Source organism: Paraglaciecola algarum (genome assembly GCF_021532655.1).
Classification (GTDB): domain Bacteria; phylum Pseudomonadota; class Gammaproteobacteria; order Enterobacterales; family Alteromonadaceae; genus Paraglaciecola; species Paraglaciecola algarum.
Genome location: NZ_JAKGAS010000005.1, coordinates 188,592 through 210,764, shown reverse-complemented (window position 1 = coordinate 210,764; position 22,173 = coordinate 188,592). Strand labels below are relative to the sequence as shown.

Here is a 22,173-nt window from a genome sequence, read left to right as displayed (position 1 = left end):
ATTTAGTATGAGGCACAAAAAAACCGACCTAGGTCGGTTTTTTAATATTTACTTTTATAAAAGCACGACGCGCTAATCTTTAGTTCTTAGGTGCACGGCCTGCTTGTTTACGTAAGTTTTCAGTTAATAACTTCTTACGAATTCGAATGCTTTCTGGCGTTACTTCTACTAATTCATCGTTATCAATAAATTCTAGAGCTTGCTCTAAAGACATTACAATTGGTGGCACTAAGTTTTGCGCTTCGTCAGTACCTGAAGCACGTACGTTAGTTAACTGCTTACCTTTAAGGGCGTTAACCGTTAGGTCATTTTCACGAGCATGAATACCAATAACCATGCCTTCGTACACTTCAACACCATGACCGATAAATAAACGTCCACGCTCTTGCAAGTTAAACAATGCGTTAGTTAGGGCTTTACCCGTAGCATTAGCAATCAATACACCGTTTTTACGTTGACCGATTTCGCCACCTTTGTGTTTGGCGTAATGATCAAATGTGTGATACATCAAACCAGAACCTGAGGTCATAGTCATAAAGTCTGTTTGGAAGCCAATCAAACCACGACTTGGGATAACAAAGTCCATACGGATACGGCCTTTGCCATCTGGAGACATATCGGTTAGTTCACCCTTACGTGTACCTAACTGCTCCATGATAGAACCTTGGTGCTGTTCTTCAACGTCGATAGTTACCGTTTCGAAAGGTTCGTGAATGTCGCCATCTACTTCTTTCAAAATAACTTCTGGACGAGACACAGCTAACTCGTACCCTTCACGACGCATGTTTTCAATCAATATGCCTAAGTGAAGTTCACCACGACCTGATACGCGGAATTTATCCGGATCTGGCATTTCTTCAACTTTAAGTGCTACGTTGTGCACTAACTCGTTTTGTAGGCGTTCAAGGATATTACGTGATGTGACGTATTTACCTTCTTTACCTGCAAATGGTGAGTTATTTACTTGGAAAGTCATAGTTACAGTAGGTTCATCAACTGATAATGGCGGAAGCGCTTCTACTGCATTTGGATCACAGATAGTGTCTGAAATCTTAAGCTCACCTAATCCAGTGATAGCAATAATGTCACCTGCATCAGCAGATTCAACTTCGTGACGTTGTAAACCTAAGTAACCTTGTACTTGACCAACTTTGCCATTACGAGTTTTACCGTCTGCTCCGATAATAGTCACTTGTTGGTTTGGTTTAACAAAACCACGAGTAATACGGCCTATACCAATTACACCTACATAAGAGTTGTAATCTAGTTGGGATATTTGCATCTGGAAAGTGCCTGATGCATCAGCCGCTGGTGGCTTAACGTGTTTAACTATGGTTTCAAACAAAGGTGTCATGTCTTCACTTGGTTCGTCAACATCGTTGGTTGCCCAACCATTCAATGCTGAAGCGTAAACTACTTCAAAGTCTAACTGGTCGTCAGTTGCGCCTAAGTTATCGAACAAATCAAATACCTGATCCATTACCCAATCAGGACGTGCACCAGGTTTGTCTATTTTGTTGATAACTACAATTGGCTTTAAACCTTGAGCAAAAGCTTTTTGGGTTACAAAACGTGTTTGTGGCATTGGTCCTTCTTGGGCGTCTACCAACAATAATACTGAATCAGCCATAGACATCACACGCTCAACTTCACCACCAAAATCGGCGTGCCCAGGGGTGTCTACGATATTGATGCGATAGTCATTCCACTTAATGGCAGTGTTTTTTGCCAAAATAGTAATACCACGCTCTTTTTCAATGTCGTTTGAGTCCATCACTCGCTCTTCGGCTTCGCCGCGGCTTTCTAATGTACCTGACTGTTGTAATAACTTATCAACTAAGGTGGTTTTGCCGTGGTCAACGTGGGCTATTATGGCTATGTTCCTCAAGTTTTCGATTGAGGTGTTTGATGAACTCATTGTCTTTACTCTGTGATGGCGGTTGTTGTTTGCATGATTGTAAGCATGTTGGTAACGATAACCGCAAAATTAACTGAAATTTTATGGGCGCGGATTGTACAGTTTTATCTTCCATTAAGCGAATCACAAATGCATATTGCTATGAAATAAACATAAAGGGTAGAATCTACTTACTTGTTACTAACATATGTTTAACTTTTTGTTGTTTTAGAGTGCGTTGCACTATATTTGGTTGATTTTGCTTCTTTTTGGTGCAGTGGCTATATTTTAAATTGCACTAATTTAGTCTAATAAACTAAAACAAAAGGCATTCCAATAAGTTATGTATGTGGCATGATAATCGCTTTCCAAAAGCAACTTTTTATTGAGTAGGGCAATTAGCCCCGCCTAATATTTATTAAAATATAACCTGGAGGACATTTATGTCAGCACAAAAGGCCTTAGAGCTTATCAAAGAAAGCGAAGCTAAATTCGTTGATTTACGTTTTACCGACACTAAAGGTAAGGAACAACATGTTTCTATCCCAACTCATCAGGTTGATGAAGATTTTTTCGAAGAAGGTAAAATGTTCGATGGCTCTTCTATCGCTGGCTGGAAAGGCATTAACGAATCAGACATGATCCTTATGCCTGACGCTGAAACTGCAGTACTTGACCCGTTTGCTGAAGAAACTCAAATCAACATTCGTTGTGACATCTTAGAGCCTACTACTAACCAAGGCTACGATCGTGATCCACGTTCAGTTGCTAACCGTGCAGAAGAATATTTGAAATCTACAGGTATCGGTGACACTGCTTTATTTGGTCCAGAGCCAGAGTTCTTCTTGTTTGACGACGTAAGATTCCACACAGACATGGCTGGTTCTTTCTATAAGATTGATTCTGCAGAAGCTAAATGGAATTCAGGCGCTGAGTTTGAAGAAGGTAACTTAGCTCACCGTCCAGGTGTTAAAGGCGGATATTTCCCAGTTCCTCCAGTAGATTCAGCTCACGATACTCGTGCTGCTATGTGTTTAGTAATGGAAGAAATGGGCCTAACTGTTGAAGCTCATCACCACGAAGTAGCTACTGCTGGTCAAAACGAAATTGCTTGTTTATTTAATACACTAGTTAAGAAAGCTGACGAAGTTCAAATTTATAAGTATGTAGTGCATAACGTTGCTCACGCATACGGTCAAACAGCTACATTTATGCCTAAGCCTCTAGTTGGCGATAATGGTTCTGGTATGCACGTTCACCAATCAATTTCTAAAGAAGGTAAAAACATCTTTGCTGGTGATAAATATGCCGGTATGTCTGAAGAAGCCTTGTTCTACATTGGTGGTATCATCAAACATGCTAAAGCAATTAATGCTTTTGCTAACGCTTCTACTAACTCATACAAGCGTTTGGTACCTGGGTTTGAAGCGCCAGTAATGTTAGCTTACTCAGCTCGTAACCGTTCTGCTTCTATTCGTATTCCATATGTAACTACTGATAGAGCTCGTCGTATCGAAGTTCGTTTCCCTGACCCAACAGGTAACCCTTACTTGTCATTCACAGCTATGCTTATGGCTGGCCTTGACGGGATCAAAAACAAAATTCACCCTGGCGATTCAATGGACAAAGACCTGTATGACCTACCTGCTGAAGAAGCAGCGGCCATCCCGCAAGTTGCAAGTTCATTTGAAGAAGCATTGGATGCACTAGATGCAGACCGTGACTTCTTAACAGCTGGTGGTGTAATGACTGACGATATGATTGACGCTTACATCGAGCTTAAGAGAGCTGAAGTTGAAACATTAAATATGACAACTCACCCAGTTGAGTTTGATATGTACTACAGCGTTTAATTAGGTATCTTAATTAATAACTAAGCCCGCATTTGCGGGCTTTTTTTTGTTTAAAATAAAGCTACACTAAAAGCAGAAATGAGCAGCGAGTAACTAGCTTCGAGCCAACAGCCCCTAGTATAGTCGCTGTTTTTTAGTGTAGTTCGAAGCTCGCGGCTAGTTGTTCGTGACTCGTTACTCGCGGCTTTTTTAGGAGAATATGTTTGAAATCACTCTATGCTCTAGCTTTATTATTGTTGTGTGTGGGCGCGTCAGCTAAGGTTGTGTATAAAACGATACAAGCTGATGGCAGTGTTATTTATAGTGATACACCTACAACCAGCTCAACTCCCGTCAATTTGTCTGCTATGAATAATGTTGTGATGCCGGCCTTAAATAATGCAGCTAGTAAAAAGCCGAATTCTCGACAAGTCAGTAAAAAGCAAAACCCTCAAGTGCAGTATCAAGTATCCATTGTTTCTCCTATGCATGAAGAAAGTATCAGGGACAATTCTGGCAATGTTTCCATCCGTGCAAGTGTTTCTCCTAACGGCGCCAGTAAATACCAATTAATTATGGATAATCAGGTGGTTAAAACACAATCTAACAGCCTATTTGAATTGGAAGGTGTTAATCGTGGCGCTCATTTGATCCAAATTCATTTTATCGACAACTCAGGCAAGATCCTTGCATCATCACAGCAGCAGACTTTTTATCTGCACAAAGCTTCTGCTTTGAACAATGTTAATTAAGCATATTTCATATAATTACTTTCATTTTCTAAGCAGCTAATAAATACTTTGCACTTTAGTGGTGCGTTATTGTTGTTGAGTTTATGACTGATCCTGTTCTAACCGAAAATTTATTAGACAATTTGTCTACTGCTATTTTGCAGTTAAATGAAGAGATGCATATTCTTTATGCCAATCATGCAGCTCAAGCATTATTTGAACGGGGCCTAAATTTGTTGGCCGGCTGCCCTATTTATCAATTTATCACTAGCTCTAGTTTAGATATGGACAGACTTAAACATTCTGTGCAATTCGGGGAGTCCTATTCTGATAGTGAAGTCGATATTACATTTGTTGATGGACGTCACACACAAGCAGATATGTCTGTAACCAACATGTTTGATGGCAAACAAACCTGCTTGTTATTAGAAATCAGACTTATCGAACAGCAGAAAAAAATTAGCCAAGAAAATCACCAGTGGGCTCAACAACAAGCTGCAAAAGAGCTAGTGCGTGGTTTAGCCCATGAAATTAAAAACCCATTAGGTGGTATTCGTGGTGCAGCTCAGTTATTAGCTAAAGAATTGCCCTCTCCAGACTTAAAAGAATTTACCACAGTGATCATTGAACAATCAGACCGATTACGTAATCTGGTTGATCGCCTACTTGGGCCTAATGTTAGACCTAAGTTTCATTGGTACAATGTGCACGAAGTATTAGAGAAAGTCTGTACTTTGGTTGATCTTGACCCAAGTCACAAAATTTCTATAAGACGAGATTATGATCCGAGTATTCCTGATGTGTATTTAGATCAAGATATGATTCAACAAGCGACTTTAAATATAGTGCGCAATAGCGTGCAAGTATTAATGCAGCATCCGGAAATTAAAGGTCTAATCAAGATAGTTACTCGTATTGAACGTCGAGTGATCATACATGGGGCTTGTTATCCACTTTGTGTAAAAGTAAGTATCATTGATAATGGCCCTGGCATACCAACCGAACTAAAAGACACTTTGTTTTACCCCATGGTCACCACTAAAAAAGATGGTAGTGGTTTGGGTCTATCTATTTCGCAAACCTTAGTGGGTCACCATAGAGGTAAAATTGAAGTAGAAAGCTGGCAAGGTCGAACCGAATTTACCCTCTATTTACCAATTGAACGCAAGGAACCACAAAAATGAGTGTTGAACCTGTATGGATTGTCGATGACGACAGCTCGATTCGATGGGTATTACAAAAAGCTTTGCAAGCTGCAAATATTCCATGTTTTAGTTTTGAGAACCCTGAAGATTTATTGCTACAATTACAAACTGGCCAACCGCCAGAAGTGATAGTGTCTGATATTCGTATGCCACAAATGGACGGCATGACTTTATTGAATGAAGTGCACAAACGTTTTGAAAATATCCCTGTGATCATCATGACAGCACATTCCGACTTAGACAGTGCTGTGAATGCTTATAAAAGTGGTGCATTTGAGTATATACCTAAGCCATTTGATATAGATGAAGCTGTTAGTTTAGTGCAGCGAGCACTCACTCACGCTCGAGAGCAATCCCGTCAGTATCAAGTGCCTGAATTAGTCAAAGCCACCGAAATTATAGGTGAAGCCCCTGCTATGCAGGAAGTGTTTAGAGCCATTGGCCGATTATCTCGTTCTAGTATCAGTGTGCTGATCAACGGGCAATCAGGTACGGGTAAAGAACTCGTAGCAGCGGCTTTGCATCGACATAGCCCGCGTGCAGACAAAACTTTTATTGCTTTAAACATGGCGGCGATCCCAGCTGATTTAATTGAATCAGAATTATTTGGGCATGAAAAAGGTGCGTTTACCGGCGCTCAAGGCGCTAGGCAAGGCCGCTTTGAACAAGCTGACGGCGGTACTTTGTTTTTAGATGAAATTGGTGATATGCCACTGGACGTACAAACTCGTCTATTACGAGTCTTAGCTGATGGTCAATTTTACCGAGTCGGGGGCCATAACCCAGTAACAGTAGATGTTAGGATCATTGCCGCTACTCACCAAAATTTGGAACAAAGGGTGGCAGATGGCAAGTTTAGGGAAGATTTATTTCATCGATTAAATGTGATCAGAATTCATATCCCCAAATTAAGTGAAAGGCGAGAAGATATTCCCTTGTTGGCCGCCCACTTTTTACAGACCGCAGCACAAGAACTGGCAGTAGAAGCTAAATCTTTAGGCAAAGAAACGCGCAAAGTTTTACAACAATTACCTTGGCCGGGTAACGTTAGACAACTTGAAAATATGTGCCGTTGGTTGACTGTAATGGCCAGTGGTCAAGAGGTGTTAGTCAGTGATTTGCCTCCAGAGATCCACGAGCAACCTGTGGCAAGTGAGCAAGTTGGTCAAGGTGGTGATTGGCAGTCAATGTTAGCTAATTGGGCTGATATTCAATTGCAGTCAGGACAAAATAATATCCTAGATGAAGCTACCATGAACTTTGAACGCATTATGTTAGAACGTGCCTTGCATTATACCCACGGTCATAAACAAGATGCGGCAAAACGATTAGGGTGGGGAAGGAATACCCTGACGCGTAAGTTAAAAGAGTTAAATATGTAGCTAAGGCTACATATTTAGTTTTAAAGAGATTAGGGGCTGTTGATCTTTGGTGTATGTTTTTGCAGCGAGTTGTGCGGTATTTATACAATTAAGCGCGAGTGTGGTGTAGTTGTTCTACATGAGTGAGTGCTGAAGCAGTAGAAATATTGCACAAACGCTGCGTCATTTGTTTTAAATGAAGTAGGTCTTCCTAAACGCTTTTTACTCTTTATTCGCTACATCCATGTAGCTCACCTGCAAGCAGGCCAGCTAAAGCTGTTCAAAAATATTCCATATATTTTTGTGTTGCTGACTTTTGACTTAATCCCCACTTTTTGTAAAAGAAAGTGCCTTTAAGTCAGCGCCTCAATTAAAAAGCGTTTAGTTTGAACAAAATTTATACACCAAAGATCAACAGCCCCTAGCCAGTTGTTGAACAACTGGCTTTTTTTATGTGCTTTGCACTTTTAGTTGTCGCTTCGCGAAAGGGCATTCACTTCGTTCACTTATGCGCTTCGCACATTAAGATTATTCACTTCGTTCATCAAGCACTCGCTCTGCTCACCGCAATCCATTGCGTTTTTGATACAACATCCCTGTTGCACCAGTTACTTTTAAAAAGACTCAAAAGTAACCAAAAGGTCTTGTGCTCCAGACAAATCCCTGTTCCATTAAATAATTGTCTTCAATGTCAGGCCGGCAAAAAGTCGCTCCCAGCTATAAAAGATTGCCTTGTCCAGACGTCCATGCCTGGCCATCTGACAAGCCAATAATTTAATGGGGAATTTGTAGTTGCAGGTAAATCAAGAGCATGTGCTTCGCACGCATAAAAATGACTTATTTACAGTACTTTACTAAGTATGTTTAGATTTGGTGAAATATTACGCATATTTTAAATACGTTTTTTAATGACAATAGGGAAGTTCTAGTGAAAAAAATCTTAGTTTTAGCACTTGTTTTTATTGCATTTTATTCAAACTCGGTTGTAAAAAGGCACGATGTTGATGCAGGTTTATATGAGTTAGATGATACTCCTGGTTATTATATTGATATGCCTTTTGAAGGGGCTGGGGTTTTAATTGATAAACACTGGATACTTGTGCCAGCCCATGTCATTTATACATTTCATTATGATTACATTGATAAGCCTTTGATGATCCATGGAGTAGAAAATCAAATAAAAGAAATTATATTTCACCCCGATCGTAAACAGGGTGATACGGATTGGGGAGAAGGAAATCCAAAGGCATTAATGGATTCTCTTAATAAACATACTGATATAGCGTTAATACGTTTGTCTTATCCTGTTACGCACATCAATCCAATTAAACGTTATCAAGGTGAATCGGAATTAGGTCAAACAATTACTGTTTATGGTAAAGGTGCTGTCGGCACTGGTTTAACGGGGGAAATTTAGAGCGACAAAAAGAGCTGGTTCATTTGAAAAGTTTTTTAGTTGGCTAAAATCTCCTTTTACAGACCTAGCGCCAACTCAGAAATACAGACAGTTGAACACCTATAATAATATTGTGACTGCTATTGATGATAAGTGGATAAGGTTTCGTTTTGACAAAGGAGAGGAGGCTCTACCTTTGGAGGGCACTGTTGGATCTGGTGACAGTGGGGGACCTGCAATAATATTGGAAAATGGTAAACCTATTCTGGTTGGTCTCGCTAGTTGGACAGAAGTGGACCGTCAATTAAAAGATTTTGTCGCTGGAAAATATGACTCAACAGCCGTGTTTGTGCGTGTGTCATCTTTTAATGATTGGATTGAAAAACATATTTCGATTGATTCAAAAACTGCGGGGTCAGGTTCTTTGAAACGCTCATTTAAATTCATAATCCAATGATTTAAATATCAACTCCATTTTCCCTCTGTGCTCTCTACGCCCTCTGTGGTTCAATCTTCTTTAGCGCCGTAGCCGTGTTTTAGCTTGTAGTCTTATCACTGTTTTTAACTGCTGTACTGCACTTGGTTTTTCAGGAAATGTTATTGCCTACTAACCAAATGCATTTTCTAATATCTGCCTTGTAAATTCTTTTCTTAAATAAAATCCCCTTGGTCGAGTTTTTATTTTTTTACCGTTTTTACCAATAGCATCGGTTAATGCTGAGCCATCTGCTGCTTTGGGGCGGATTTGCAGGTATTGGCCTTGGCGGGCTGTGATGTTTTCGATTTCGCCTAGAGCGATCATTTCCATTAACTCTTCCCAATCCATACGTAGTTGATTGTCTTGTGCTGGACTGGGTGTCCATAAAAAGGGAGTAGCGATTTGTCTGTCTTTTGGGGCCACGTCTCGCCTGCCATCTATTGGTACCCAAAGCACGTGCTGGATTTTATTGCGTACATTGCTGGTATGCCATTCAATTCCAGCCACATCGAGTAAAGGCGCGTAACACACATAGGTGGTTTCCATAGGTTGGCATTGCGCGTTGATCGGGATGGTTTTTAATTCCACCCCTAGTTTGGCGAAATCTTGTTCTGATTTTGAGCCTGCAACTGCCCCAAGGCTTAATTCGATTAATTGACCTGTCCAGCCTTTTTCCCGTTTAAAGTTGGCTGGGGTCTTAATATTGTTGATTTGAGCAAGCTCGCCCAAACTCACACCAGCTAAGCCTTCAGCACGTTCGAGTAGCTGCCTAATACTTTGCGGTTCTGTTTTTGGAAAAATATATTGATTCATTATGGTATGGGTCGTGGTTAATTCTTTTTTATTCCTTTGAATAAACGATAGTTTATGGAAGAATGCATGACATTAAAAGAATTGAGTTCTCGGGAGTCTAAGTGATTGATGCCGAAGGATTCCGCGCCAACGTTGGCATAGTAATTTGTAATGAGTTGGGTCAAGTATTTTGGGCTCGGCGTTATGGTCAACACTCTTGGCAATTTCCGCAAGGCGGAATTGACGAAGGTGAAACTGCAGAACAAACTATGTATCGTGAGCTTCATGAAGAAGTGGGCTTACGGCCGGAACATGTAAAAATATTATCTGTAACCAAAAATTGGCTGCGTTATAAATTGCCTAAACGTTTAGTGCGTCAAGGTAGTAACCCTGTTTGTATTGGTCAAAAGCAGAAGTGGTTCTTGTTGCAGCTAACCTGTAAAGAGGATGATGTGGATTTGTTACAATCTGGCCATCCCGAATTTGATAATTGGCGTTGGGTGAGTTTTTGGTATCCAGTGCGAAACGTAGTGTCTTTTAAAAAAGACGTATACAGACGAGTCATGAAAGAGTTTTCGTCTGTTGCTATGCCTGAAAATTCACAGCATTTTCAGGGGCAAAACAATAAATCAAAACGTCGACGTAAGGCTTAGATTTAAGGTTTAAAGAGATAGACAAAGTTAAAAAGGTAAATAAGGATTATGCTAACCACGCTTAAACGTATTGTTCAGGAAGTGAACCAAATTCCAGTTTTGGATGAGGCGTTGAGTTGTCTGGCGAATCGTTTAATCGAAGCATTAAAGGTTGATTCGTGTAGTATATATTTAGCTGATTATGAGCAACAACATTTTATCTTGGCTGCAACCAATGGTCTAGCAAGTGAGGCTGTTGGACATGTTGCTATTGGTTTTTCTGAAGGCTTAATTGGCTTAATTGGCCAGCGTGAAGAGCCTTTAAATATAAGTGATGCACAAGCTCACCCCAGGTTTAAACATTACCCTGAAGTGCGTGAGGAACATTATCATGCCTTTTTAGGCGCCCCTATTATTCATCAACGAAAAGTGCTGGGGGTATTAACCTTACAACAACAAGAAAAAAGACGTTTTAGCGAAGACGAAGAAGCTTTTCTGGTTACCCTAGCTATGCAGTTAGCGGTAGAAATTTCTAATGCAAAAGCGCGAGGATCGATTAATTCATTAGCCAAAAACGTACCTAAAGATTGGCAGAAGTCATTAAAAGGTGTGCCTGGCTCATCTGGTTTGGCGACAGGTGTCGGTTTTTTGCAAAACTTAATGGTGAATATTCGCAGCCATGTGCATAAACGTAGCACTAAAACTGAAAAGCAAATTTCCAATTACCGTTTGGCGGTTAAAAAAACCCAAGAAGATATGGCGGTATTGTCGCAGCGCATTCAAGGAGAAGTGCCTGATGACGTGCAGGCTATTTTTCAGCTTTATCATCATTTATTAGATGCTAATAGTTTAGGTCGTGAAGTAGAAGAAAAAATTAAAGCTGGTTGGGATGCGCCCACCTCCCTAAAAATGGTAGTTGAGGGGTTTATTCGTCAATTCCAATCTATGAATGACGCATATATGCGAGAAAGAGCCGTTGACGTTGAAGATATGGGCAACAGAGTGTTGGCCAACATCCTTGGTCTAAGTGCAAAAAAATCGATTAAACGCGAACCTGCAAAACATTCAATTCTTATTGCTGAAGAAGTAACCGCAGCTATGTTGGCAGAATTCCCAAGTGAAAAACTCATGGGCATAGTGTCAATGCGAGGTTCTAGTAACTCTCATGCGGCAATAATGGCCAGAGCCATGGGTGTGCCTGCGGTGATGGGGTTAACAGACGTACCTATTACTTTATTAGATCAAAAAGATATTCTGCTAGATGGTTATACCGGTGATGTTATTGTTTCTCCGAACGCCACCATTCGTCATGAATTTGAACAATTAATATTAGAAGAGCAGTTGTTATCTGAACGTATTCACGCTCAAGATGATTTGCCTGCTGTAACTAAAGACAATTGTAAGTTAAGTTTATTTGTGAATGCTGGATTATCTTTGGAGTCAGAAAATAATATTAATCCAGACTCTGACGGCGTGGGATTATTTAGAACTGAAATTCCATTTATGATGCGTCAACGTTTTCCAACTGAACAAGAACAAGCTGACTTATATAGAGATTTATTGACCGCAGAACCTAACAAACCCTTTACTATGCGAACGTTAGATGTGGGAGGCGATAAACCTCTCCCCTATTTTCCAATCACTGAAGAAAATCCCTTTTTAGGTTGGCGTGGAATTCGATTAACCCTTGATCATCCTGAAATATTTTTAGTGCAAATTCGGGCTATGCTCACAGCCAGTATTGGTTTAGAAAATCTAAGTATCATGTTACCTATGATCACTTCAGTCAGTGAAGTAAGCGAAGCAAAACGATTAATTAGGCAAGCTTTCTACGAGGTAGAAGAAGAAGCCTTGATTTTAGGGCAGCGTTTATATATGCCCAAAATAGGTGTGATGTTAGAAGTACCTGCGGTGATTTATCAGCTTCCACAGTTGGCGAAAATAGTCGATTTTTTCTCAGTAGGTAGTAATGATTTAACCCAGTATTTATTGGCAGTAGACAGAAATAACTCTCGAGTATCTGACCTATATGACAGTTACCATCCTGCCGTACTTAGCGCTTTACACACCATTGCAAAACATGCTGAAATTTTGCAAGTTCCCATTACTGTTTGTGGAGAGCTAGCAGGCGAACCTGGGGGAGTGGTGTTATTAATGGCTATGGGGTACCGTAAATTAAGTATGAACAACCACAATCTGTTAAAAGTGAAGTGGATAGTACGAAACATCAGTCGCAATGAATCAGAACAATTATTAGCGAAAGTGTTAACCTTAAATAATCCACAGGATGTACGGGACGAAGTTAACTCTTACTTAGAGTTGTCTGGCTTAGGTGGATTAGTTAGAGCCGGAATATAGAATTTATTTAGTAAAAAACTAAGGTTTGAGAAGAGAACAAATGCAGCAATATTTAAACCTAATGCGTCACGTATTAGATTCAGGAATTAAAAAAGAAGATCGCACTGGAACAGGCACAATAAGCATATTTGGTCATCAAATGCGTTTCGATCTAAGCCAAGGTTTTCCGTTAGTGACTACCAAAAAGTGTCACCTTAGATCCATTATCCATGAATTGCTGTGGTTTCTAAAAGGCGAAACCAACATTCGTTATTTAACCGAAAATAATGTCAAAATTTGGGATGAATGGGCTACCGATGAAGGTGAATTAGGTCCTGTTTATGGTAAACAATGGCGCAGTTGGCAAGGTGCTGATGGCCAAGTTATTGATCAAATAAGTCAACTGGTTGAACAGATTAAGACTAACCCTGATTCTAGGCGCTTGATTGTCAGTGCATGGAACCCAGCGGTTTTGCCGGATACTCAGTTCTCACCCAAAGAAAACGCAGAGCAAGGGAAGCAGGCGTTACCCCCTTGTCACACTATGTTCCAATTTTACGTATTGGAAGGAAAGTTATCTTGTCAGTTGTATCAAAGAAGTGGTGACGTATTTTTAGGGGTACCCTTTAATATTGCCAGTTATGCACTGTTAACTATGATGTTGGCTCAGGTTTGTGGATTGGAAGCGGGTGACTTTGTGCATACCTTAGGTGACGCACATCTGTATGTAAATCATTTAGAGCAAGCTAAGTTGCAATTAACGCGAGAACCTTATCCCTTGCCGAAAATGATAATTAACCCTAGTATTGATAATATCTTTGATTTCAAAATCGAAGACTTTGAATTGACAGGTTATGAAGCGCATCCACATATCAAAGCGCCTATAGCAATTTAACCTGAGTTTAAAGCCCTAAATTAGATAACGTTAGGTAAGTATTAACTATGACTACACCAGTTCTGATTTGTGATGATTCTAGTTTTGCTCGTAAACAGATGCAACGATCTATCCCAGATGGTTGGGATGTAGATATTAGTTTTGCCGAACATGGCGAACAGGCTTTAGAAATGATCCGCGCCGGTAAGGCCGAAGTCATGTTCCTTGATTTAAATATGCCGGTTTTGGATGGTTATCAAACCATGCAAGTGATCAAAGAGGAAGACTTACCGGTTATGGTGATTGTGGTATCTGGCGATGTACAACCAGAAGCCCGCAAAAGAATGTTAGAAATGGGCGCCATCGAATTTATTCGTAAGCCAACAGATAACGCTAAGTTAGCTGAAATCCTCAGCCAATTCGGTTTGTATTCTGGTGATACCTCTGCTTCAAAACGGGCAGAAAGTGTTGCTCCTGTCGCCAAAGAATCTAAATCAGATAAACTCGATGCCTACCGAGAAATGGCTAACGTGGCTATGGGCCAAGCGGGTGAAAGTTTAGCCACTTTGTTGGGGGAGTTTATTGATTTACCTATACCCAATGTCAACCTGATCACTAATACCGAATTACACATGGCGATTGCTGATATTCAACGTAATGAAAGTGTTTCGGCAGTCTCACAAGGGTTTATTAGCGCGGGTATTAATGGTGAAGCGCTAGTTATTTTTAATGACTCTAATTTTGCCAATATGGTTAAATTACTAAAATATAAACAAGATGATAGTAATGTGAAATCATTGGAGTTAGAGGCGTTAATGGATGTGTCTAATATATTGATCGGTGCTTGTTTACGAGCGCTTTCAACACAGCTTCACTCTGTGTTTAGTCATAATCATCCTATTATTCTAGGTCAACATTGCGATTTAGATGACATCCTTAAAAGTACCAGTCATAGAACAAATGATATGTTGGCGATTGAAATTGCCTATTCCATTAAAAGCCAGAATATTAATTTTGATTTACTTTTATTGTTCCCCAAAAAATCCATTGATTTAATGTTTGAAAAACTTGTTACTACTACTTTTTAAGGTCTTTTTTTATGGCAATTGATAGCAGTCTTGCGGAAATGCATTGGAAACATGATCTACTTGGTTCGATAGAAGTAGGGATTGTAGTGCTCGATAAAAAATACAATGTGCAAGTTTGGAATCAGTTTATGGAAAATCACAGCAATATTGTACCTGGGATGATCCAAGATAAATGCGTGTTTGATGTTTTTCCTGATATTGATAAAGATTGGTTTATGCGTAAAGCAGAACCAGCATTTACTTTGAAAAGCCCGGTTTTTGTCATTTGGGAACAAAGACCTTACCTATTTAAATTCGATTGTAATCGTCCTATTACTTCGCCGGTTTCACATATGTATCAGAACATAACAATATTTCCATTAGCCTCACTAAGTGGCGCTGTAGAGCAGATATGTATTATTATTTATGATGCGACTAATGAAGCTATTAACCGTTTAGGCGTTCAAGAATTAAATGCGCAAATAGAAGAAATTAGCCGAATTGATACACTAACCACTTTGCTTAATCGACGGTATTGGCTTGAACAATTTGACTTAGAATTTAAACGTGAAAAACGCACGGAAAATCCATCATCTTTAATGATTTTAGATATCGATAATATGAAGGGTATTAATGATACTTATGGATATCCAGCTGGCGATACAATAATTAATGGATTAGGCAAAGTAATAGAGAAAGCAACTCGGGAAACTGATGTATGCTGTCGTTATGAAGGCCAAAAGTTTGCCGTATTGATGCCTGATACACCTGTGGCTAATGTGGAGTTTTTAGCACAACGTATTCGCCGATTAGTTGAAAAGTTTACTGTGGTGCACGATCAAATTAATCTGAATTTCACAATTAGTATTGGTATCGCTGGTTTTATACCAACTTATACTGAATGCAGTCAATGGTTTAAAGTTGCAGATAATGCACTTAGACAAGCTAAAGAAGCTGGCCGAAATAATGTATTTGTAGCTGAATAAAATAATGTTCTAAATATTTCTCCGCAATATTCGTTGTGATTGTCTTCCTAAAAATATGTAGTTTCTAAATGACTAAAAAGAGTTTTAAACAAGCAATTTTGAATAAGCGGATGCTTATTTGTATCACCACTGGTTTTTCTTCTGGCTTACCTTTATATCTATTAATTCAATTTGTGCCGGCTTGGTTACGGGCTGCAGAAATCGATTTGGCCACTATAGGACTAATTAACCTTGTGTTATTTCCCTATACTTGGAAATTTTTGTGGTCTCCGGTAATGGATCGCTTTGTATTGCCATTTTTTGGTAGGCGCAGAGGCTGGATGTTTGTTACCCAATTAGGGTTGATAGCACTCATGGCTTCATTGGCTATGTTTAATCCGGCTGAACAATTGACCCAAATTATTATACTTGTTTCTGCTATTTCATTTTTTAGTGCCAGCCAAGATATTGTGATTGATGCCTACAGACGAGAAATATTGCCAGATGATGAACTAGGCGCTGGCAACGCATTTTATGCACAAGCTTATCGTATTTCATCATTTGTCCCAGGTTCATTGGCGATGATCTTAGCAGGCTTTTTTCCGTGGTCTGTTGCGCATTTATCCATAGCTGTGTTTATGTTAGTTGGATTGGTGACCACGCTTTTAATCAAAGAATCGTCTAAAGAAGGCGATGCCCCACAAACTTTACGCTCTGCTGTAATAGAACCATTTAAAGAATTTTTTCAACGTACAAATTGGCAGGATGCTGCATGGATATTGCTGTTTATTATTATGTATAAGCTTGGGGACAGTATGGCCACCGCATTAGAAACCCCATTTTTTATGGATATGGGTTTTTCTACCGTTGAAATAGGCTCAATTGCTAAAGTGTCTAAAACCATAGGCGCAACAGTTGGCACCATACTGGGTGGTTTGGCTATGATCAAACTAGGTATTAATCGTAGTTTATGGATATTTGGCGGCTTTCAAATTGTGTCCATTTTAGGTTACGTAGTCTTGTCTATGGTGGGCTACAACCATTTAGTGTTGGCTTTAGCCAGTGGTCTTGAATATTTAGGAGTAGGTTTAGGCTCAGTGGCTTTGATTGCCTTTATGGCAAAATCGACTAATAAACATTTTACAGCTACCCAATTTGCTTTGTTATCGAGTATTGCGGTTATACCTAGAACCTTTGTAAGCGCAACAACAGGCTTTATTATTGAATCAGTTGGTTATACGCAGTTTTTTATTCTTTGTTTTGTATGTGCTTTGCCAGGGATGTTTATGCTTGTAAAAATAGCGCCGTGGAACGGCAAACAAGACCCCATAGAAGAAAATACTAAAAGTGAGTAATACCATATATGGTATAAGAGGGAATTGGTGGACTCAAGGACGAATACCGATACAATCTAAGGGTAAAGGGTATCGCTCTTCACCTTCTAAAAAGTTTAAGCAAATCTCTAGCTCTTCACGTAATACTGGATCTTCTTGTAGAGTATTTTGAGGCCAATAATGTACTTGATGTAAGACATGCCAAAAAACTTGTTCAGTGCGTTCGTAGGGTTGTAGTTTACCGCTTTTAATTTGTGCCCATTCCTCCATAGTATCCCAAAAAAACAAATCTACTTCAGAATAGGGGATTTGTTTCTGTAGGAATCCTCTGACATAAAATGCCAGTTGTTTGGATTTTCTTTTGACAAAATTAGTAACGGTTGGCACGGGTAAATTTAGTGGGCTTTGTTAATTAGGACTTGCGTAAAGTATAGCGAAAAATTATTTTTTCGCAGAAATTCTTAAAAAATAAATTGTACTTAATTACACATTTAAATTACGAAATTTTATTTTACCAACCCATGTGATTAAGCCATCCGTGTATTTCTTTACTCAGGTAAAGGCTGTTTTGTGCGATGTGATTCGGTCCCATCACCTGCCTTTGTCGATACATTAGTTTTAATGATTTGAGCGCGGCTAATTCTCTTTTTTCAACGGTTTGTCTTGCCCAGCTATTGTCCCAACTATTATAGATATCTAACACAGGCATAGGGGTTTTAGCCATAAGTTTAGGTAATTGCTGATTGTAACTTCTATCCGGCCAAAACGGACTGACAGCCACGAAAGCATCAGGAATATTAGACTTAAACTCAGCGTATATTTTGGTGACCCACGCAGCACTGCTTCCTTGAGCTATAACCAAATAGAAGCCGGGATATTCACCGGCTTTTTTTACGCCTACTTTGAGTAAGTTAATAAACTCAGTTTGCTGTTGGTCAAATGTCTCAGGATCCAATTTATTCTCAGCTGACTTATTGTGAACTGTGTTTGAGCCTGTTGATGGATTATTTGATCCTGCAGTGGCTTCAGTGCTTTCTTCTGTGTTATTAGACGTATCAGTAGTGTCGGCAGGTGTTTCTGTTGTTTCCGGAGTTGCTGGTTGAGGACCTGTAATAGCTGGTGTATTTGAGAGCTCTGGGGCGGCTAACAAAACTGTTGCCCAACCTAATTTATTTAACTCAGCGGCTAAAGGAGCTAGGCTTTGTTGGCTGACCATGGAAGTACCAATATCTGAGATCAATATCGCCACCCCACGGGTGATAGCGGTATTGTTTTCATGTTCAACGTAGAAGACTTGCTTGTCGTCAGATTGCATACTTTTATATTCTTCAGGAAATAGACCACGTTCAAGATCCAATTGTTTAAGCAATTGGTTATCTATAGCGCTAGAACTTATTCCAGTCACAAAAAGTAAGGCGACAAACAAACAATATTTAATGGTTTTTTAACCCTTGAAAAGCTGTATAAAACTATATCGGAAAGGTAGCGACAGTTCTTTAATTTTAGCTTAAGTTCCTAAGTTATTATTGACCTCTAGTGATGTCTATTATTCGCTCTACTTAAAAAGGAACTTTAGATTCAAAATGAAGCTCATGTTCTGTTACTGGGTGTCGAAATTTTAAGGTTTTTGCATGCAAGTTAAGGCGATTGGCCATAGCTAACGCGTCAGGGTGAGCATATAAACGATCACCAATTATCGGGTGTTCTAAACTTAACATATGCACCCGCAATTGATGAGAGCGTCCGGTAATGGGCTTTAATTCGACTCTGGTTTTATTTTTTAAGCGTTCGATGACAGACCAGCGAGTCAGAGCTTTTTTACCACGCTCATGATCTACCATTTGTTTTGGGCGGTTTGGCCAGTCACAAATTAACGGTAAATTCACTTCACCACTATTTTCATTAACCTTGCCGTACACGATTGCTTGATAGGTTTTATGGGTTTTTCGTAGTTCAAATTGTTTTGAAATATGTCTGTGGGCAGGTTTATTCAGCGCCATAACCATTAAACCAGAGGTGGCCATATCTAATCTATGCACCACAGTGGCAGTGGGAAATACCCGCTGTACTCGTAATTGCAAACTATCCCTATGTTCTAGGGCTTTACCTGGCACACTTAATAAACCACTTGGCTTGTTTAAAACCAATAAATCATTATCTTGAAAAACGATTTCTAAATAGGGGGTGGTTGGTGGTGCGTAATTAATTAATGCCATCAACTCCAGCCTTTTTAATCAGTAACGCCATATTATTTCGGATTATTAACTATTAAACGCACGGCCTCTAAGTGCAACTTAGCGCCCTGCATGACTTGTTGTAGATTGGTTATTTGATTGGCTACGTGCTCTATTTCTTCTTCTCGAATAGCCGGATTTACCTTCTGTAAACTTTGTAATCTAGCCAATTCATCACCTAACAATTCTTGCATATTATCGATACGAGATTGTTTGATTTTTTCTCCTTGGGTGTCGGCTTGTTGTTGCGCCAGTTGTAAGCAAGCCTCTAATTGCGGTTTTAACGCATTAATCAACTGATTACCCATTTTAGTTTTTACGCTATTTAGTTGGATAAATTGCTTACTGACACTGGTTTTATTGGCATCGATACATACTTTTATCGGTGTGGGAGGTAAAAACCGTGATAATTGAAGATGTTTGTCAGCTTTTGCTGAAAGTACAAATAGACACTCAATCCAATAAGCGCCTGCCGGTAGACTTTTGTCATGACAAAATGCAACTGAACTTTTACCTGTTACGTCAGTGGTTAACATGTCCATTGCATGTTGGATCATAGGGTGATCCCAACTTAAAAAGTGCACATGTTCTAGCAAAGTGGCTGTGGTGCGCTCATAGGTGACTGTCATGCCTTCTTCATCTAAACCAGGGAGTGGACTGAGCATGGTTTCTGTGGGGCGCAATAAATAACAACTTTCACCGTGGTCTTCTTGTAAAAAGCCTATGGCATCAAATAAGCGGCTCATAAACAGTTCAAGTTTAGGTGATTGTTCTGCTTCTAATATTTGCTCTAAAAATACATCTATCCGGCCTTGGCCAGAGGAGTTTAATTCAAGTAGTTTGTCCCGACCTTGCTCTAACTTGAGCTTTAAGGTTTTATGTAAGCTGGCGGTTTGATTAATCAGCTGTTCAGATGCAGAAAAGTCTTGTGGCTGCTCAATACAATATTCAAGTGACTCTTGAGTTTCTTCATAAACCGTCATGCCTGTAGGGCAGGTGTGTTCAAAAGCATTTAGCCCTTGGTGATACCAATCGAGTAACACTTGTTGGGCTGTCATATCAAAATAAGGTACGTGAATACATACATCGTGTTTTTGTCCGATACGATCCAATCGACCAATTCTTTGTTCTAATAAGTCAGGCACTAAAGGCAAATCAAATAAAATAAGGTGATGGGCAAATTGGAAATTACGGCCTTCGCTACCAATCTCACTACAAATTAATACTTGAGCGCCATCTTCAGATTGAGAAAAATAGTGGGCGGCTCGATCTCGATCTACCGCACTCATGCCTTCGTGGAACACAGTTGAACGGGTGCCGGCTTTGACTCGTAATGCTTCTGACAACTGCATAGCTGTGCTGGCGCTGGCGCAAATGGTTAAGACTTTTTCACCTTTAAGTGATTTTAATTGGTCAATAAACCATTCCACTCTGGGATCAAAATCCACCCAGGTATTGACCACATCAGCGTGTCTTTCTGGGGTGAGTTGCAGTTGCAGATTTGTGGGATCTTCTGCCAGAATAGATTCATATTCTTCCGGTTGAATTAACGAATAACTAAATAGTTTTCTATCTGGAAATCCACTGACTCCAGCACGACTGTTTCTAAACAACATACGGCCTGTACCGTGCCTGTCTAACAAGGTATGCAATAATTTAGTTTTGTCTTGGCTACTGGCCTGATTGATATCTTTTAATACATCTGCATCGGCAAATTGGCCGATAGCCAATAGATCATCTGGGCTTAAATTGTCTCCACTTAATAATGGATTAATGGCAGTGGCAAGTTGACTGTATTTTTTTTCTTCGTCGACAAAACTTTGATAATCATGGAAACGAGCTGGGTCAAGTAATCTTAGTCGAGCAAAGTGACTTTTATGCCCAAGTTGATCAGGGGTGGCGGTAAGTAATAAAACACCTTTAGTGTGATTGGCTAAGCCTTCAATCACTTGATATTCTTGAGAGGGCTGCCCTTCAGACCAAGTTAAATGGTGTGCTTCGTCTACAACCATTAGATCCCACTTTGCTTCAAGAGCCTGTTGGTAATAACGACTGTTGTGAGTCAAAAAATCTAAACTACAAATGACTAATTGTTCTGCTTCAAAAGGGTTGGTGGCATCTTCTGCCATGGCCTCACATCTTTCCTCATCAAATACCGAAAACGCTAAATTGACTCGGCGTAACATTTCAACCAACCACTGATGTACTAAGCTAGACGGCACTACAATTAATACTCTTTGGGCTCGGGCAGTTAGTAGTTGCTGGTGGATGATTAACGCCGCTTCTATGGTTTTACCTAGGCCAACTTCATCGGCTAGTAATACTCTAGGGGCGTGACGACTGCCAACTTCTGAAGAAATATGCAATTGATGAGGAATTAAATCAACACGTGCCCCAACAAACCCAAGCAGTGCAGAAGTGCTATGTTCAAATTGATTAATTAGGCATTGTTCACGTAAGTCAAACCATTTGGGATGATCAAACTGGCCATTGAGTAAACGTTGTTCTGGTTGATTAAGTTGAAAATGATGATCAACAAAGGTTTCTTTAAGAATGGCTGGTTCTTTTTCGTCTGGATCGTTAGGGTCAGACCGTTCGCCAATATAAATAAGTTGGCCGTCAATTTCTTCAACGTGTTCAACTAACATTTCCCAGCCTTCATGGCTTTTAACTGTATCGCCTACGGCAAATTCAATTCGGGTTAAAGGGGCGGTTTGCGCTGAATACACCCGGCTCTCGCCAGTAGCGGGAAATAATACTGTAATAGTACGTGCTTCCATTAACACTATGGTACCTAAACCCAATTCAGTTTCAGTGTCGCTTAACCAGCGTTGTCCGAGGGCAAAAAAGTGTTGTTTAGCCATAGTGTTGTATCTCCTAAAAATTCGCGGCGCGCATTGTATCAAAAATTTTAGCTCACACTTCTAAAAGTAGATGATTGTCAGAAGAAAGTGGTTTATTGTTGAGTTAATCGATTTTTCAAATCGGTTTTATGTAAACCTGTAGTTAAGTGTGTTTTTAAACATTATTAATAAGCT

Annotated in this window: 18 protein-coding genes; 12 read left to right on the top strand and 6 right to left on the bottom strand. The window is 39.8% G+C overall.

Annotation, left to right across the window (positions count from 1 at the left end; genetic code table 11):
- Positions 1 to 79: 79 nt before the first annotated feature.
- On the bottom strand, positions 80 to 1,918 hold the full coding sequence (typA, locus tag L0668_RS11165) for a translational GTPase TypA (protein WP_235312613.1): 1,839 nt from the start codon (positions 1,916 to 1,918) through the stop codon (positions 80 to 82).
- A 422-nt stretch (positions 1,919 to 2,340) separates the two neighbouring features.
- Between typA and glnA the strand changes: the two genes are divergently transcribed.
- From glnA to L0668_RS11135, 6 genes are all read left to right on the top strand, one after another.
- Positions 2,341 to 3,750, top strand: a complete 1,410-nt coding sequence (gene glnA, locus L0668_RS11160; RefSeq protein ID WP_235312611.1) for a glutamate--ammonia ligase — start codon at positions 2,341 to 2,343, stop codon at positions 3,748 to 3,750.
- Positions 3,751 to 3,953: 203 nt separating this feature from the next.
- A complete protein-coding gene (locus L0668_RS11155) occupies positions 3,954 to 4,481 on the top strand; it encodes a DUF4124 domain-containing protein (protein ID WP_235312609.1) in 528 nt (175 codons plus the stop codon).
- Positions 4,482 to 4,564: 83 nt separating this feature from the next.
- Positions 4,565 to 5,644 carry a nitrogen regulation protein NR(II) gene (gene glnL, locus L0668_RS11150; protein ID WP_235312608.1) on the top strand — a complete coding sequence of 360 codons (1,080 nt, stop codon included), beginning with the start codon at positions 4,565 to 4,567 and terminating at the stop codon, positions 5,642 to 5,644.
- Positions 5,641 to 7,047, top strand: coding sequence for a nitrogen regulation protein NR(I) (gene glnG / locus L0668_RS11145; protein WP_235312607.1), 1,407 nt, complete (start codon positions 5,641 to 5,643; stop codon positions 7,045 to 7,047). The genes glnL and glnG overlap by 4 nt, the downstream gene beginning before the upstream one ends.
- 907 nt (positions 7,048 to 7,954) lie before the next feature.
- Positions 7,955 to 8,443, top strand: a complete 489-nt coding sequence (locus tag L0668_RS11140; RefSeq protein WP_235312606.1) for a trypsin-like serine protease — start codon at positions 7,955 to 7,957, stop codon at positions 8,441 to 8,443.
- A 91-nt stretch (positions 8,444 to 8,534) separates the two neighbouring features.
- Complete coding sequence (locus L0668_RS11135) at positions 8,535 to 8,879, top strand: trypsin-like serine protease (RefSeq protein WP_235312605.1); 345 nt, start codon at positions 8,535 to 8,537, stop codon at positions 8,877 to 8,879.
- Between the two features lie 150 nt (positions 8,880 to 9,029).
- Here the strand turns inward: L0668_RS11135 and mutH are convergent, their stop codons facing one another.
- Positions 9,030 to 9,713 carry a DNA mismatch repair endonuclease MutH gene (gene mutH / locus L0668_RS11130; RefSeq protein ID WP_235312604.1) on the bottom strand — a complete coding sequence of 228 codons (684 nt, stop codon included), beginning with the start codon at positions 9,711 to 9,713 and terminating at the stop codon, positions 9,030 to 9,032.
- 101 nt (positions 9,714 to 9,814) lie between these two features.
- Here mutH and rppH point away from each other — a divergent pair, with 101 nt between their 5' ends.
- From rppH to L0668_RS11100, 6 genes are all read left to right on the top strand, one after another.
- Positions 9,815 to 10,345, top strand: a complete 531-nt coding sequence (gene rppH, locus L0668_RS11125; protein ID WP_235312603.1) for an RNA pyrophosphohydrolase — start codon at positions 9,815 to 9,817, stop codon at positions 10,343 to 10,345.
- A 48-nt stretch (positions 10,346 to 10,393) separates the two neighbouring features.
- Complete coding sequence (ptsP, locus tag L0668_RS11120; protein WP_235312602.1) at positions 10,394 to 12,682, top strand: phosphoenolpyruvate--protein phosphotransferase; 2,289 nt, start codon at positions 10,394 to 10,396, stop codon at positions 12,680 to 12,682.
- A gap of 40 nt (positions 12,683 to 12,722) precedes the next feature.
- Positions 12,723 to 13,556, top strand: coding sequence for a thymidylate synthase (locus tag L0668_RS11115; protein ID WP_235312600.1), 834 nt, complete (start codon positions 12,723 to 12,725; stop codon positions 13,554 to 13,556).
- Positions 13,557 to 13,603: 47 nt separating this feature from the next.
- On the top strand, positions 13,604 to 14,623 hold the full coding sequence (locus L0668_RS11110; RefSeq protein ID WP_235312598.1) for a response regulator: 1,020 nt from the start codon (positions 13,604 to 13,606) through the stop codon (positions 14,621 to 14,623).
- Between the two features lie 11 nt (positions 14,624 to 14,634).
- Positions 14,635 to 15,588: a GGDEF domain-containing protein gene (locus tag L0668_RS11105; protein WP_235312596.1), complete on the top strand. Its 954-nt coding sequence runs from the start codon at positions 14,635 to 14,637 to the stop codon at positions 15,586 to 15,588.
- Between the two features lie 68 nt (positions 15,589 to 15,656).
- Positions 15,657 to 16,922, top strand: a complete 1,266-nt coding sequence (locus L0668_RS11100) for an AmpG family muropeptide MFS transporter (protein WP_235312594.1) — start codon at positions 15,657 to 15,659, stop codon at positions 16,920 to 16,922.
- Between the two features lie 33 nt (positions 16,923 to 16,955).
- On the opposite strand, the gene L0668_RS11095 is transcribed toward L0668_RS11100, so the two are convergent.
- From L0668_RS11095 to rapA, 4 genes are all read right to left on the bottom strand, one after another.
- The gene (locus tag L0668_RS11095; RefSeq protein WP_235312592.1) at positions 16,956 to 17,288 is read right to left on the bottom strand and encodes a hypothetical protein; all 333 of its coding nucleotides are present in this window, start codon (positions 17,286 to 17,288) and stop codon (positions 16,956 to 16,958) included.
- A gap of 124 nt (positions 17,289 to 17,412) precedes the next feature.
- Positions 17,413 to 18,270: a DUF3530 family protein gene (locus tag L0668_RS11090; protein ID WP_235312590.1), complete on the bottom strand. Its 858-nt coding sequence runs from the start codon at positions 18,268 to 18,270 to the stop codon at positions 17,413 to 17,415.
- A 190-nt stretch (positions 18,271 to 18,460) separates the two neighbouring features.
- Positions 18,461 to 19,117 (bottom strand): RluA family pseudouridine synthase, encoded by a 657-nt coding sequence (locus L0668_RS11085; RefSeq protein ID WP_235312588.1) that lies wholly within the window; start codon positions 19,115 to 19,117, stop codon positions 18,461 to 18,463.
- A 32-nt stretch (positions 19,118 to 19,149) separates the two neighbouring features.
- Complete coding sequence (gene rapA / locus L0668_RS11080; RefSeq protein ID WP_235312586.1) at positions 19,150 to 21,999, bottom strand: RNA polymerase-associated protein RapA; 2,850 nt, start codon at positions 21,997 to 21,999, stop codon at positions 19,150 to 19,152.
- Positions 22,000 to 22,173 lie beyond the last annotated feature (174 nt).